This window comes from Streptococcus oralis (assembly GCF_026782345.1).
Classification (GTDB): Bacteria; Bacillota; Bacilli; order Lactobacillales; family Streptococcaceae; genus Streptococcus; species Streptococcus oralis_CK.
Genome location: NZ_JAKUWI010000001.1, coordinates 1,352,841 through 1,366,802, shown reverse-complemented (window position 1 = coordinate 1,366,802; position 13,962 = coordinate 1,352,841). Strand labels below are relative to the sequence as shown.

Annotated in this window: 15 protein-coding genes; 10 read left to right on the top strand and 5 right to left on the bottom strand. The window is 38.7% G+C overall.

Features of this window, described 5'->3' with window-relative positions; translation table 11 throughout:
- Positions 1-76 precede the first annotated feature (76 nt).
- The 8 genes from MK405_RS06735 to MK405_RS06700 all read left to right on the top strand — a co-directional run bounded on the left by MK405_RS06735 (position 77) and on the right by MK405_RS06700 (position 6,556).
- On the top strand, positions 77-937 hold the full coding sequence (locus MK405_RS06735) for a DUF4299 family protein (protein ID WP_084872353.1): 861 nt from the start codon (positions 77-79) through the stop codon (positions 935-937).
- Positions 938-1,091: 154 nt separating this feature from the next.
- Positions 1,092-2,015: a helix-turn-helix domain-containing protein gene (locus tag MK405_RS06730; RefSeq protein WP_084872354.1), complete on the top strand. Its 924-nt coding sequence runs from the start codon at positions 1,092-1,094 to the stop codon at positions 2,013-2,015.
- A gap of 94 nt (positions 2,016-2,109) precedes the next feature.
- A complete protein-coding gene (locus MK405_RS06725; protein ID WP_084872356.1) occupies positions 2,110-2,331 on the top strand; it encodes a hypothetical protein in 222 nt (73 codons plus the stop codon).
- A 31-nt stretch (positions 2,332-2,362) separates the two neighbouring features.
- Positions 2,363-3,226 (top strand): ATP-binding cassette domain-containing protein, encoded by an 864-nt coding sequence (locus MK405_RS06720; protein WP_084872358.1) that lies wholly within the window; start codon positions 2,363-2,365, stop codon positions 3,224-3,226.
- Positions 3,227-3,249: 23 nt separating this feature from the next.
- Positions 3,250-3,942: an ABC transporter permease gene (locus tag MK405_RS06715; protein ID WP_084872359.1), complete on the top strand. Its 693-nt coding sequence runs from the start codon at positions 3,250-3,252 to the stop codon at positions 3,940-3,942.
- An 8-nt stretch (positions 3,943-3,950) separates the two neighbouring features.
- Positions 3,951-4,532, top strand: a complete 582-nt coding sequence (locus MK405_RS06710) for a hypothetical protein (RefSeq protein ID WP_084872361.1) — start codon at positions 3,951-3,953, stop codon at positions 4,530-4,532.
- Positions 4,525-5,868, top strand: a complete 1,344-nt coding sequence (locus tag MK405_RS06705; RefSeq protein ID WP_268704609.1) for a cysteine peptidase family C39 domain-containing protein — start codon at positions 4,525-4,527, stop codon at positions 5,866-5,868. The genes MK405_RS06710 and MK405_RS06705 overlap by 8 nt, the downstream gene beginning before the upstream one ends.
- A gap of 112 nt (positions 5,869-5,980) precedes the next feature.
- Complete coding sequence (locus tag MK405_RS06700; RefSeq protein ID WP_268704608.1) at positions 5,981-6,556, top strand: ABC transporter ATP-binding protein; 576 nt, start codon at positions 5,981-5,983, stop codon at positions 6,554-6,556.
- A 228-nt stretch (positions 6,557-6,784) separates the two neighbouring features.
- Here the strand turns inward: MK405_RS06700 and MK405_RS06695 are convergent, their stop codons facing one another.
- From MK405_RS06695 to MK405_RS06675, 5 genes are all read right to left on the bottom strand, one after another.
- On the bottom strand, positions 6,785-7,747 hold the full coding sequence (locus MK405_RS06695) for a DUF6574 domain-containing protein (RefSeq protein WP_268704607.1): 963 nt from the start codon (positions 7,745-7,747) through the stop codon (positions 6,785-6,787).
- A 62-nt stretch (positions 7,748-7,809) separates the two neighbouring features.
- Entirely contained in the window at positions 7,810-8,739 is a 930-nt protein-coding gene (locus MK405_RS06690; RefSeq protein ID WP_268704606.1) for a DUF4097 family beta strand repeat-containing protein, read from the bottom strand.
- Positions 8,732-9,325: a DUF1700 domain-containing protein gene (locus MK405_RS06685; protein WP_268704605.1), complete on the bottom strand. Its 594-nt coding sequence runs from the start codon at positions 9,323-9,325 to the stop codon at positions 8,732-8,734. Before MK405_RS06685 ends, MK405_RS06690 begins: the two co-directional genes overlap by 8 nt.
- On the bottom strand, positions 9,312-9,638 hold the full coding sequence (locus MK405_RS06680; protein WP_000273861.1) for a PadR family transcriptional regulator: 327 nt from the start codon (positions 9,636-9,638) through the stop codon (positions 9,312-9,314). Before MK405_RS06680 ends, MK405_RS06685 begins: the two co-directional genes overlap by 14 nt.
- A 136-nt stretch (positions 9,639-9,774) precedes the next feature.
- Positions 9,775-10,941, bottom strand: a complete 1,167-nt coding sequence (locus MK405_RS06675) for a CynX/NimT family MFS transporter (protein WP_268704604.1) — start codon at positions 10,939-10,941, stop codon at positions 9,775-9,777.
- Between the two features lie 221 nt (positions 10,942-11,162).
- Here MK405_RS06675 and MK405_RS06670 point away from each other — a divergent pair, with 221 nt between their 5' ends.
- On the top strand, positions 11,163-11,993 hold the full coding sequence (locus MK405_RS06670; RefSeq protein WP_268704603.1) for a glycosyltransferase: 831 nt from the start codon (positions 11,163-11,165) through the stop codon (positions 11,991-11,993).
- Between the two features lie 75 nt (positions 11,994-12,068).
- Complete coding sequence (locus MK405_RS06665; RefSeq protein WP_001035719.1) at positions 12,069-13,919, top strand: polysaccharide biosynthesis protein; 1,851 nt, start codon at positions 12,069-12,071, stop codon at positions 13,917-13,919.
- The last annotated feature ends 43 nt before the right edge of the window (positions 13,920-13,962 follow it).

Below are 13,962 nucleotides of genomic sequence, written 5' to 3'. Positions count from 1 at the left end.
AAATCTAAAGTTTGTTTCTGTATCTTTCAGGAAAATAGGTTATACTATGTGTAAACGATTTCAAAGGAGGCCAGTTATGGCGAAAACATTTTTTATCCCAAATAAAGAAAGCATTCTAGGACAACAGGAGGTTTTGACTGCCAAGTCTATCTTGGCCTTGGTGGAGGGCTTGGAGTCACACAGTTATGATGCGGTCTATCTCCGTCAGTCCCTCAATCGTCTCGAGTATATCGAGTGTGGGATTGTAGGCCAGTCGCAATTTCTCTTCAAGGTCAACTATGTGGATAGCCGAAAAGGCTATCAAGTGGTGATTCCAGATTTTCTTACTAGAGCGGACTGGGAGATTGTAGAGACTCTCCTCCAGGCCCTATCGAGCAAGTTGGGGGAAGCGGTAGAAGGGCTAGATGGTTTTGATTTTGAAGCTTATTTCCGACAAACGGTCAAGCATTATTTAGCGGATAAGGCGATTCGTTTAGTATATTGCCAAGGACTCTTGTCCCCTATCTATCTCAACAAGGAATACCTCGAGAGCTTTTTGGCTGAGGATGGATTGGCACGTTTTGAAGAGCTGGTCAAGAAGGTTCAAGGATCTGATGCCTACCTTGCCAGTGTGAAATTTTACCCAGACGCCCAAGGTAAGGTGCACGGTATCTATCACCTAGCCCAGGGAGTCAAGACGATTTTGCCAAAGGAACCCTTTGTACCAGCTCCTTATACCGAGCAGCTGGCGGGCAAGGAGCTTATTTGGGAGATTGACCTAGTGACGATTTCTGGTGATGGCTCAAAAGCAGAAGACTATGAAGCCATCGCTCGCTTGGATTATGCAAGATTCCTAGAGTCATTACCAACAGCATTTTACCACCAACTAGATGCCAATCAACTAGAAGTACAAGCCATTTTGGGAAAAGACTTTGAAGAATTGGCACAAGAAAAGTAAAGCAGGTCAACTGCTATTTAGCATGCGAAAGATAGTTTAGCTTAGTTAGGTTTTGTAATGTGAAATTTCAAAAATTGCTTAGTTCAATGAAAAATAGTATAATATAACAAAAAATAGAATATTGTTCGTTAAATAATGATCAGGAGATCTTGAGATGGATATCAAGAAGGAAGTAGGTAAAAGAATCCGAATGTTGCGAGAGATGAAACATATCACTCGTGAAACTCTTTGTGATGATGAAACTGAGATAACGGTGCGCCAATTAGCACGGATTGAATCAGGGCAGTCTTCCCCAAGTTTATCTAAGGTAGAGTATATAGCTTACAAACTAGGTTGTCCAATTTCACATATAGTAGATATGGATCATATGATTTTACCTTCAGAGTACTTGATAGTAAAGGATAAACTTATTAAGTTTCAAACTTATGGAGATGATGATAGAATCCAGGTTAAGGAAGAGTTGTTTGAAAGAGTTTACGAACACTATTATGACAGTCTACCTGAGGATGAGCAGATTGCTGTTAGTGCCTTACAAGCTAGTTTTGATGTCTTTGTAAGTGAAGATGCAGGGTTTGGCGATGCTTTGCTTGATGAGTATTTTGAGCAAGTAAAGATAAGGAAAAACTACTCGGTGAATGATTTGCTTTTGATAAAGCTGTACTTTGTTTCATGTTTAGCAAGACCGACTGAGTATAATCCTGAACTATTTTGGATGCTTTCTAAAAAACTTATAAGAGAAACAAATTCATCAGATTTAGAGACAGCCTATATGTTAAAAAGAACTGTGCTTGATTCTTTAGCTGTTCAATGGATGGAAAAATCTTACTCCACTTTTGAGCCTTATGTTAAGGCAATGAACACATTGATGACCTTATCGCAGGATTTTCAAAACAAGCCAATTGTCGATATGCTAGATGCTATGTGTACCTTATTTCATAAACAGGATAAGGAAAAAGCTATCCAATTATATGACAGAGCTATTGTTTGTGCTCAAGCATTTGGGGACTCAGTATTAGAAGCGCGTATATTGGGAGAAAAAGAAAGAGATTTAAAAACTTTTGAGGAAATGAAGAGCTAACATGACATTTTTGTCATGTTTTTTTGTTTTTGAAAGCGGTAAACTAGAGATGTAATGAAAAGTCAAGAGAGTTATTTGGGTTAGGAGGGAAGAGATGAGCAATCTTAGTATCTCACTAGAGACTTTTATACAAACTCGCCACAGTTTGATAATTCGAAATAACACGACTGATCAAAAGTTGGTAGAGATAGTATTAAATAACGAAGTCTTTCGCCTAGCAATTTTAGATGCAGGTGAAGAGCGAGTTTTAATTCTGCCTGAGGAAGTTACAGATGTAAAGAATTTTGGAATTTCAGAGGTGGAGGATAATTCATGAAGCCAAAAGATCTAATGAACGGAGAGAAACTATGAATCGTGTGATTTTAAGTCTTAAAAATATCGATAAAACATATGGAAAAGAACAGGTTCTCCATAATGTTTCCTTTGATATTGGGAAAGGGGAAATATGTGGCCTTATTGGTGAAAATGGTGCTGGCAAGACAACATTAATGAGAATTCTCCTAGGACTCATTCGAGCTGATAAGGGAGAAATCGAGAGTGTTTCGCAGCATAAGATTGGCAGTATTATCGAATCACCTGCCCTTTATCCAAACTTGACTGGACGTCAACACCTGCAATATTATAAAACAAGATTTGGTTTAAAGACAGATATCACAAAAATGTTGGAATTGGTTCACTTGCCTGAACCGTCATGGGATCGAAAAGTAAAAAACTATTCTCTTGGCATGAAACAAAGATTATCGATAGCAATTGCGCTTTTGGATAATCCAGAGCTTATTATCTTAGATGAACCCGTGAATGGGTTAGATCCTCAAGGGATTTCAGATTTAAGAAAAATGATTTTGAATTTAAGGGATCAGTTAGGAGTTACTTTTTTAATCTCGAGCCATATTCTGTCAGAATTGGAATTTATAACAGATAAGTATATCATCATGAAACAAGGAAAGATTCTAAATGTGATGAGTTCACAAATGCTAGCGACCAATTTATCTGAAAAAATTTTCCTAAAGACAAGTGATAATCAGATTCTACAAATGTTTTTAGAAAAAGAGGGCGTTGACCATTTTGAGCAGGATGACTATCTGGTTGTGACAGAGAAGGAAAAATTAATGGCTATTTTGGAATATAGTGTCGCTTCAAATCTAGTAATACAGGATATTTATATTAAGAAGGAACGCTTTGAGGACTACTATTTGCGTAATATTATCTGATGATTTAAGAAAGGAGGAGAGTCATGAATTCTCTTAAAGCAGATATGTATAAATTTTACTGGGAAAAAAGAGGAGTGCTTCCTAGTTTGTTGATAGGATTATTAATTTTGTTATTCTCCTTATTTTTTAAGTCATCAAATGAAAATGAGCCGGCATTTCGAGTGTTGATTTCAAATGTGAGTGGTTTCATTCCTTTGCTTTTTATCTCTGCCAATTTATTTTTCTGGGGGGAAGATTATAGTTTCCGTACGATCAATATTCTGCTCACAAAAGAAAAACAACGATGGAAGTTATTTTTATATAAAACCTTGGGAACCTTTTGTTTGTCTTTCCTATATGTGATTATTTTTTATAGTTTAACAGCTCTTGTTTATTTGGAAGGGGATATGGTGTTGATTGTTTCGACATTTTTACACCAACTACCATACTATTCTGTCATTATAAGTATCTCGTTATTGATTTTTCAAATATTTGATAAGGTTTATGAATCATGTATGATTTATACACTCTACATTTTACTATTTGATAACCTATTGGCTTACGTCCTTCCAAACTCTGGTGAGAGTGTGAAAGACTATTTACTGATGACTTTAAATTTGAAAGCATCACCAAGTTTTAGTCAATTTACCCTTACAAACGTATGCTATCCTATCGTGGTGAGTATAGCAGTACTTGTGCTTGCGTTAGCTGTATTTAGTAAAAAAGAATTTAAGTAGGAGGACTAATGATGAAAAAAATAGGAATTGTAGTTGGGCTGTTGTTACTGTTTGTAGTAGCTGGAATTTTATTAACCTTAAAACGAGGAGAGACGACAATCAGTGTGAAACAATCATGGACTCTTTCTTCTAAAAGTATTAAAACGTTAGAGTTTTATGGCTCAAAGCAAGCAATTGATGTTAAAGTTGTAAAGAGTGAATCAGATGAAACAAGTGTTCAAATAGAAGGAAAAGTTTCCGAAGAATCAGCGAATAATATATCTAAAAACGTTAAAATGAGTTCAGATAGTCTATATCTACCATTTTCACAACATGGTTTTAATTTGGCTCTGAGTTCAGAAGGGAAAGACAAGTTATATGTAACTATTTCCTTAGGGAAAAATGCTACTTTCGAAAAAATATTTATAGATACTCTTGTTGGCGATGTATCTATTACAGTTCCTCAAGATTTTGATGGGATTTATACTTTACATACAAACAATACAGGAGAAATTTTAAGGGTTCCTACCACAAATCAAACTTCGAATAGCGTCATTGAAGTTGATGGCTATAGTAAGATAAGTGTTGAAAAAGGAGAAAATAATGGTTAGTCACTATAAACAAGCAACTTTGCTGGATTGTGGAATGGCTTGTGTAAAGACAATCATTTCTTATTATTTCCCAAAATTAGAACATTTAGATAGTCTACAATTTGATAATAATAATCACCAAGGACTGTCTTTGTTTGAAATAGAAGGTATGCTAAAAAGCTATGGTATTGATGCGGATTCTTATCAAATTGACACTCCTAGTTTGTTAAATAACGTATCATTTCCTTATTTGATGGTAGTAGAAAGAGCTGGTTTACCTCATTATATTGTTGTATTAGATGGAGATAGTAATTTATTGACGGTTTCTGATCCTGCAAATGAGGAAATTGAGAAAATTTCAAGTTTAGAACTTTTTAGTCAGAGTGTAGGAATTGTTTTAATTCCCCAAAAGAGTGAGAGTGTTAATTTAGAAGATAGAAAAGGTGTTGTTACTTTGAGCTATGCAGATAAGTTATATCATAGATTTCTATCTTCACTTAGTTGGAAGAGAAAGTTTGCAATCTTTTTCTTGGGAATAGCCAAAATTATCTTACCAGTTACTATTGCTTTTTTTCTACAAATAACAATGTCTAATCTGCTTAATATTCAGTTTAGCTTTCAGTTATTTAGTCTCGCTTCAATAATATTAGCTTCATATTTGTATTGGCAGTTCTCTATATTAGAAACGAGATTAAAAGGAAAGATTGAGAATGATTTTTTAAATGATATTCTGTCCTCTTTTTATCAGAACCAATTAAATGATTTTTCTTTAACTAAGAATTATGAGTATGTTAGTAGTTATTTTTGGAATTTGTTGTTATCAGCAACAGGTATTATGCAAAAATTTTACTTAAAGGTACAGCTTTTAGTGTTTTGCTTGCTACTATTATTGCTATTAAAATTGAATATCATTATTTTCGCAGTTACAAGCTTATCTATAGTTATTCTTGGTTTATATGTAAATTTTGAGATACGAAAAGTTGTAAAAAATCAACGAGAATTTATTGCTAAGAGTTCTAACTTTAGTTCTCTTGTAGAAAATACAATTTATGGTTTGCAAGATATTATAAGTTTCCAAAAATCTAGCGACTTTATCAAAGAATTTAATGAAAGACTCAATGAACTGTTGGGAACGAAACTAGATAGTACACATATTACCAATAGATTATTAGCTTCTACTCAGATATTTATCGGTTTAACTGGTTCATTTTTGATTGCTACTATAATTTCTATGAGAGATTATGAACATATAGCAGAGTATGCAAATAGTATTTTGATTCTATTACTTTTATCCAGCATTTTAAGTTCTTTAATTACATCTTGGGTAGCATTGAAAAAAAAGTCAATATTCCTTTGAGTTTATTGGAACAGAGGAGGTAGAAGCGAAAAGGGATGTTATTCCTGTTTCAGTAGCTAAAATTAAACAGTTGTCATGTCGGAATTTATGTAAAAAATGGGATGAAAGATCGGTGTTTAATAAATTAAATTTCGAGTTTAATAGTGGTGAATTAACCGTTATTACAGGCGGTAATGGAACTGGGAAATCATCTCTTTTGAATATTATTCAGGGATTATCTTCTCCAACAGAGGGTGATATTGTACTGAATGGAATGGAAAGTTTTTCTACTTTAGAGGAGACTGATATTTTGGATTATTTAAGCGTGTATTCATCTGAATTTCATGTATTCCCTGGAAGTGTTTCAAAAAATATTAATTTCACCCTATTTAATAAGGAAAACTATGAATCAAATAATCTTGATAGTCTGAATCTCAATGTATCTCTGAGTCATCAGATTGATGGGAAAGCCACCAATATTTCGCAAGGTCAAAAACAAAAAATTCTACTCATGAGGAGTTTATCACAAGAAAAGGACATCTATCTATTCGATGAGCCTACAGAAAATTTGGACAGAAACTCAACTGAATTATTTCTAAATGAGGTTGAGAAATTAGTGAACGAGGAAAAGATTGTTATTGTCGTGACTCATGATAAGGATGTTATTGCTAGAGCAAGCAAAGTTATTAATATGGATGAATTTCATTAAAAGTTAAAAAATGGAGATTGGTAGATTCTAATCTTCATTTTACCTATAACTAATTTGCAAAATATTTGGAATAACGAGTTTCATAGCAATATTATAATACTAATGAATTCTAGAAATTCAACCCATCCTAGGACAAGGTTTTGAAGAATTGACAAGCATCGAGTAGACCTTGTCCAAAAAAGAGTAAGCATAAAAATCCCTGTCATTAACAAATGGCAGGGATTTTGGTTAAAAGAATGTCAGGATGCGAAGGTAGTCCACTGTCAGCGCTAACTCTGCAATGAAGAAGGGTAAGAGAATAGCGCCATCAAGTAAGACAGCTAGCAAGAATCGATAAAATGGGTCGAGGCTACTGGTCTTACTTGGCTTGCTAATCACAAAGAGATTGGCAAGGGCAAAGATGGCCATGCTTAGAAGAGTGAGGATGCCAGCAAATCGTAAGCCACCAAAGAGTGCAAAGAAACTTGCTAGAGCTGTTAGGACGAGTGGGATAGCAAAGAGTCTACTATACCGATCGAAGGCTTCTTGGAATGTGAAGTCACTCTCCTGATCCAGCACACGTTGGACAGTAAAGCCTCCCAAAATGATGGAAAAGTAAAATAGAGCGCTAGCGACCAGAATCGAAAGTCCAGCAAAGAGATCTAAAGGTGGGAGCTGGTTAGGAGAACTATTAGCAATAGAAATCATATAGCCATAGTAGAGGTGCTTGATATGATAGATACTAAAGAAAAGGTTGATTGACGACAGCAAGGTGAGTAGGGCAAAGACACTGTAACGATGCTTTTGGTCTCTAGTCTTGCTGGTAGTTGGTTCTTGGATAGCATCCAGCAGCCAAGACCAAAATAGTGCGATTTCTTCTTTGAATCGAGCAGTTTTGCGGGGGTCAATGTCTGGGATATAGGGACTTTCTAAAGCCTTGCTGAGAATACTTTTCTCTTTTGCAGGGTTTTCTTGCTTGTGTTCCTCTTCCTCCTTCCCTTCTCCCTCTTCCTCGGTTTGGGTTTCTTCTATCGTTTCGGGAGCTTCCTCCTCATGCCTTTCCGACTCTTTAGGTGAGATAGGAGTTTCTTGGCTTGCTTGTGGTGCGGTCTCTACAGTATCCGAAGTCTCTGGTTGGTCGGGCTGGATTTCCGATTTCGTCTGAGCTGATTTCTTCTCAAGATCGGCGCTTTCAAACCATTCTTGTGTCATGGTGGAACCTCCTTTTTTATGGTCGTTTTCTATCTTTAGACTAGCAGATGAAAGCGTTTTTGTCAATGGTTTCTAGATGGAGCAGAGTGCTCCTCTTTAGGTAGGTAGATATCCTGGTTGGCTTTTGCAATGAGTAAATTCTTGATATCTGCTTTTTCGGTTTTATAAGGGTTGGCAAGTACATTCTCTTTTTGTCCACGATGTTCTTCTTTGGGTTGACGATAGATACCACCATGCTGAGAAGAAATTTCTAGATTGATACGGTCGGTCTCTTTCTGGGAGAGAATGAGTTGTAGAGTTGAATAAGCCTCTAGCTCGACCTTGCCGTGAACTTGGATATTTTCAGCATAGATGTGTGCTCCCTCCGTCTTGACCTGACTATCTGTCAATTCGGCATCAAAGATATTGATGATATGAGGTGCCGTTAATGTGCTGTTCTTGATAGAACTTTCTGTTAGTCTTAAGAGATAGCCTTTTGTTTTGATGGTTGCATTTTCAAGGTTGGCTTGACGAATATTAGTTTGTCCACGATTGGCTGAGACGGTGATAGCTTGCAGCTTTCTTCCTTTGGGTAGGGAGAGAACGACTTCGTCAAAACGATGAGAATAGTTGCTGGCGATACGAAGTAGGCTTTCGATTCCTGAACCGAGAAAACGATGTTGGGAGGCTTGTTTGTCAGTGACGCTCAGTGTTTTGTCACTCATGCCAGTAGTCAGATCGTGACGACTAGACACGGAAGGATGATAGGTGATATGGATCTTGTCATCTACAGACTCTGTGATGGTTAGGCTGTGTTCCTCAAGGGTCAAATCAAGTTTTTCCACTTCGCTTCCAAAGGTCACTTCTTCGATACGATTGTCATAGACGGGGTCTTTTGACATGGCAAGCAAACTTTGAATACCATTGGACTGGGCGCCTACAATGATCATGATAAAACCAAGGATTGTAGAAACCACACCAAAGATGAGAAATCCTTTCGTCAATTTACGCATGTCTGTCACCTCTCTTTCCTTTTTTAAGAATCCATTGCACCAAGCGAACGACCAGGAGGCCAAAGAAACGAGCTACATAGGAGATACCTAGTAGAACAAGAGAAGAAGCACCGATAGCAAGCAAACCAGCCCCGAAAATCAAGATAAAGGCAGATTTGGCTTCGACTAGGACACTAAAGCTCTCTACGATAAAGAGTCCACCTAGCAGGATACCCGTCACCGAAACAGCGAAAAAGGCTAGAATGACGGAGACAGCTGCGATAAAAATACCGATGATGGCCATGAGGATGCCGATCCCGACCGGAATTCCGATAGGGGCTGCTAGTAAGGCAAGTAGGGCAATGTGTAGCAGTTGGCGATCATTCTTTTGAGCAGGGGCTTCATTGACCTTTCTATCGAGAAGATCAGAGAGGATATCATGGGCAGCTTCTTTTGGGGTTCCTAGACTGGCAATGAGTTCCTCTTCACCCTCTGGACCTGCATCGTCAAATAGTTCCTTAAAGTAGTCCATAGCTTCGATGCGGTCAGCTTCAGGTAGTTTATGGAGATAGGTTTCTAACTGAGTCAGATAGTCAGTTCTTGTCATGGCGGATACTCCCTTCTATGATGCCGTTGACGGTTTCGGTATAGAGCGTCCACTCTTCCTTTAGAGTAACGAGCTGCTCTACGCCTCGATTGGTCAAGGAGTAGTATTTGCGCATACGCCCCTGAAACTCTCTAGAGTAGGTGGTCAGAAAGCCACTGGCTTCCAATTTTTTGAGAATGGGATAGAGCGTAGATTCTTTGATATTGGCGATGAGTTTAATGGTTTGGCTAATCTCATAACCATAAGAATCTCCCTGCTCCAGTACAGCCAAGATGAGAAACTCGATTAAGGCAGAGGATGTTGGGAAGTACATGGGAAACCTCCTTTATATTATATAAAAATTTTATATATACTCTTTTCAAATATATTGTATCTCAAGTTGAAAGCCCTGTCAAGAAATATGTGTAAAAATTTTATATATAAAAAAACTCCTAGTAAAAACTAGAAGTTTAAAGAATTTTATCAACCCGATCCACCATAAAGAGTGAGATGGTCATGATGATATCGATGGCTAGAAGGGCAAGGACAGCTGGAATCCAAGATTGGAAAAGGTCAAAGCTATAACCAAACAAGGTAGGACCAAAGGCCGCCAAGATGTAGCCCCCTGTTTGCGCCAGGCCTGAGAGTTGCGCAGTCTTTTCAGGCGAGCTGGTCTTAAGTGAGAAGCAAACCATGAGATAAGGAAAGAGAGCACTACAGGCCGTTCCAATTAAGAGGTGAGCGACTAGCCAGTAGAGGAAGTTGTTGCTTGGGTACAAGAGCATGGCAATTCCCATCATACCAGCGATAGAGATGATTGCCAGCATGATTCGACGGTGGCAATCAGATAGACGAGTCGTCAGACTTGGGATGGTCATGGAAAAAGGAATGCTGATCAGCGAGAAGATAGAAGCTAGAAGAGCCGCATCGCTATTAGAAAGAGCAGCACTAATAGCCATAGTTGGCAACCAGGTCATACTTGTATAAAAGAGCAAGGACTGAAGCCCGCCAAAGATAATGATAGCCCAGACATCTTTACTTTTTAGAATATTTTCTTTGACTTGCTTTTCTTTTTGGCTTTCTAGGTGGTGGTTGTGGCGATGATTTGGCAACCAGACTAGCAGAGTGACCAAGCAGAGAAAGCTGAGTACAAGGATGAGACCTTTCCAAGAACTAGCTTGGGTAATAGGGACAGATAGATAAGAAGCAATAGCTGTGGAAATCCCCATAGAAGTGACATAGAGTGTCGTTAGGAAGCTAATCTTTTGAGGCTGATTTGCCTGGATCATACTTGGGAGGAGTACATTGAAGATCGCAATGCTTGCTCCCACAATTAGGGTCCCTAGATAGAGAAGGGGAAGATTGAAAATCCGAATGACAGAGCCAACAGTTAAGAGGAGGAGACAGTAAGTAAAGAGATGTTCCAACCCGATTTTTTGTGCCAAGCGGCTTGCAAAAGCAGAGAAAAGAGCGAACATCAAGAGAGGGAGACTGGTTAAAATCCCAAGAGAGCTAACCTCCACTCCTAGTCCCTGAGCGATATCTCTTAAAATGGTTGGAAGAGCAGTGAAAGGAGAGCGTAAAACGGTACCGATTAAGAGAATTCCTAGGATAAAAAAGAGTGATTGTTTTTTCATAAAAACCTCGAATAGATGATTTTATTAACAGCTTATTTTAAGGTTTTTTCTATATAATGTCAAGTAATGATAGCTAAGAAAGTTCGATTGATTTAAGCGAGAATAGAGTGAAAGGAGATACATTTCTTTACTAGAATTTTCCTTGATTTGATATAAAAATAGGAAAGTGAGAAAATTTGTGATAAAATAGTGGAAGGAAATCTATATATTGGAGAAAAACGGTGCCTGAAAAGCAAAAAATCAGCGTCTTGATGTCGGTCTATGTAAAGGAAAACCCGACGTTTTTGAGAGATGCTATCAAAAGTGTTCAAAATCAAACCTTGAAACCGAGTGAACTTGTTCTTGTTGAGGATGGGCCCCTCACGCCTGAGCTCTATCAGGTGCTAGATGAAGTGGAAGCTCAGTCAGACATTCCAGTGAAACGGTGCCCCTTAGAGCAAAATCAAGGTTTAGGCTTGGCTCTTCGTTACGGTGTTTTGCAGTGCCAGTATAACATTATTGCTCGCATGGATACGGACGATTTAGCCGTTCCGGATCGTTTTGAGAAACAGCTTCAACTGATGGAGAAAGAAAATCTCGATCTCTTAGGTGGGCAGATTGCAGAGTTTATTGACAATCCAGATGAGATTGTGTCTTATCGTCGTGTTCCAACTCAGCACGCAGACATTGTGGCTTATCAGAGAATGAGAAGCGCCTTTAACCATATGACAGTCATGTTCAAAAAGGACATGGTCCTCAAGGCGGGCAACTACGAAGACGGGCTTTACATGGAGGATGATCTCCTTTGGCTCAATATGATTACGGCAGGTGCCAAGACTGGCAACCTAGATCAAATCTTGTGTAAGGTTCGTGTAGGTGCAGGGATGTTTGAGCGTCGAGGCGGCTTGCGTTACCTTAAATTCTACCGTCAAGCTCGCAAACGAATGCTGGAGCGAGGGCAAATTTCTTACATGGAATATGCTAAAAGTATGTTCATTCAGGCAATTGTTGCACTTTGTCCAGGTTTTGTTCGTCAGTTTATCTTTGTCAAACTTTTAAGAAAGAGCAAGTAAGACCTGATAGATTGAACGATTCGGGTTATCATAACAATAGTATCATCTGACTCTTTTAAGGGGGAGTAAATTCCTATGAATAAAAAACTAACAGATTACGTGATTGATCTGGTTGAAATTTTAAATAAACAGCAAAAACAAGTATTTTGGGGGATATTTGATATTCTGAGTATGGTGGTTTCCATCATCGTATCTTATATCTTGTTTTATGGCCTTATAAATCCTGCGCCTGTGGACTATGTGATCTACACTCTTTTAGCCTTCCTTCTCTATCAAATCATAATTGCATTTTGGGGGCTGAATGCTAGTATTAGTCGCTACAGTAAGATTACGGATTTTATGAAAATCTTTTTTGGAGTGACACTCAGTAGTGTTCTTTCTTATGGAATCTGCTATGCCTTTCTTCCATTATTTTCTATCCGTTTCATCGTGCTCTTCATTTTGTTGAGTACCTTCCTCATCTTGCTTCCTCGCATCACCTGGCAGTTGATTTATTCTAAACGTAAAAAGGGTAGTGGAGATGGAGAGCATCGCCGTACCTTCTTGATTGGTGCGGGAGATGGTGGTGCCCTCTTTATGAATAGCTACCAACATCCAACCAGTGAGCTTGAGATAGTGGGGATTTTGGACAACGATGAAAAGAAAAAAGGGCAAAAACTAGGTGGAATCCCAGTCCTAGGCTCTTATGACAATCTACCTGAATTGGCCAAACGTCACCAAATCGAGCGTGTTATCGTAGCAATCCCTTCGCTCGATCCATCAGAGTATGAACGTATCTTGCAGATGTGTAATAAACTAGGTGTCAAATGTTACAAGATGCCTAAAGTTGAGACAGTTGTTCAAGGATTACATCAATCAGGTAGTGGTTTCCAAAAAATTGATATCACAGACCTTTTGGGCCGTCAGGAAATTCGCCTTGACGAATCACGTCTGGGTGCAGAAATTACAGGTAAGACCATCTTGGTGACAGGAGCCGGCGGTTCGATTGGTTCTGAAATTTGTCGCCAGATTAGCCGCTTCAACCCAGAGCGTATCGTCTTGCTTGGACATGGTGAAAATTCAATCTACCTTATTTATCATGAGTTGATTCGTAAATTCCAAGGGATTGATTATGTTCCTGTCATTGCAGATATTCAGGATTATGATCGTCTTTTACAAGTGTTTGAACAGTACAAACCAGCTATCATCTACCATGCTGCAGCCCACAAACATGTTCCAATGATGGAGCGCAATCCAAAAGAAGCCTTCAAGAACAATATCCTCGGGACCTACAATGTTGCCAAAGCTGTTGATGAGGCCAAAGTACCTAAGATGGTCATGATTTCGACAGACAAGGCGGTCAATCCACCGAATGTTATGGGTGCGACTAAGCGCGTGGCAGAATTGATTGTCACTGGCTTTAACCAACGCAGCAAATCAACCTACTGTGCGGTTCGTTTTGGGAATGTTCTCGGTAGCCGTGGTAGCGTGATTCCTGTCTTTGAACGTCAGATTGCTGAAGGCGGTCCCGTAACGGTGACAGACTTCCGTATGACACGTTACTTCATGACCATTCCAGAGGCTAGCCGTCTGGTCATCCATGCTGGTGCTTATGCTAAGGACGGAGAAGTCTTTATCCTTGATATGGGCAAACCGGTCAAGATCTACGACTTGGCTAAGAAAATGGTCCTTCTAAGCGGGCACACAGAAAGTGAAATTCCAATCGTTGAAGTCGGTATTCGCCCAGGCGAAAAACTTTACGAAGAACTCTTGGTTTCGACCGAATTGGTTGATAACCAAGTCATGGATAAGATTTTCGTTGGTAAGGTTAACGTCATGCCTCTAGAAGCCATCGATCAAAAGATTGAAGAGTTCCGTTCACTCAGCGGAGATGAGCTCAAAGAAGCGATTATTTCCTTTGCAAATGAGACAACCCACGTTGAGTAAGAGTGTCCAACCAATTAATTATAAATAGAAAGCCAAGGTTCTG

Excerpts from the sequence above, each read along its gene's own strand:
- MK405_RS06715 (WP_084872359.1), top strand. The coding sequence starts at position 3,250 with ATGAATTCTCTTAAAGCAGATATGTATAAATTTTACTGGGAAAAAAGA.
- MK405_RS06690 (WP_268704606.1), bottom strand. The coding sequence starts at position 8,739 with ATGCGTAAATTGACGAAAGGATTTCTCATCTTTGGTGTGGTTTCTACA.
- MK405_RS06680 (WP_000273861.1), bottom strand. The coding sequence starts at position 9,638 with ATGTACTTCCCAACATCCTCTGCCTTAATCGAGTTTCTCATCTTGGCT.
- MK405_RS06665 (WP_001035719.1), top strand. The coding sequence starts at position 12,069 with ATGAATAAAAAACTAACAGATTACGTGATTGATCTGGTTGAAATTTTA.
- MK405_RS06730 (WP_084872354.1), top strand. The coding sequence starts at position 1,092 with ATGGATATCAAGAAGGAAGTAGGTAAAAGAATCCGAATGTTGCGAGAG.
- MK405_RS06685 (WP_268704605.1), bottom strand. The coding sequence starts at position 9,325 with ATGACAAGAACTGACTATCTGACTCAGTTAGAAACCTATCTCCATAAA.
- MK405_RS06735 (WP_084872353.1), top strand. The coding sequence starts at position 77 with ATGGCGAAAACATTTTTTATCCCAAATAAAGAAAGCATTCTAGGACAA.
- MK405_RS06710 (WP_084872361.1), top strand. The coding sequence starts at position 3,951 with ATGATGAAAAAAATAGGAATTGTAGTTGGGCTGTTGTTACTGTTTGTA.
- MK405_RS06725 (WP_084872356.1), top strand. The coding sequence starts at position 2,110 with ATGAGCAATCTTAGTATCTCACTAGAGACTTTTATACAAACTCGCCAC.
- MK405_RS06705 (WP_268704609.1), top strand. The coding sequence starts at position 4,525 with ATGGTTAGTCACTATAAACAAGCAACTTTGCTGGATTGTGGAATGGCT.
- MK405_RS06675 (WP_268704604.1), bottom strand. The coding sequence starts at position 10,941 with ATGAAAAAACAATCACTCTTTTTTATCCTAGGAATTCTCTTAATCGGT.
- MK405_RS06720 (WP_084872358.1), top strand. The coding sequence starts at position 2,363 with ATGAATCGTGTGATTTTAAGTCTTAAAAATATCGATAAAACATATGGA.
- MK405_RS06695 (WP_268704607.1), bottom strand. The coding sequence starts at position 7,747 with ATGACACAAGAATGGTTTGAAAGCGCCGATCTTGAGAAGAAATCAGCT.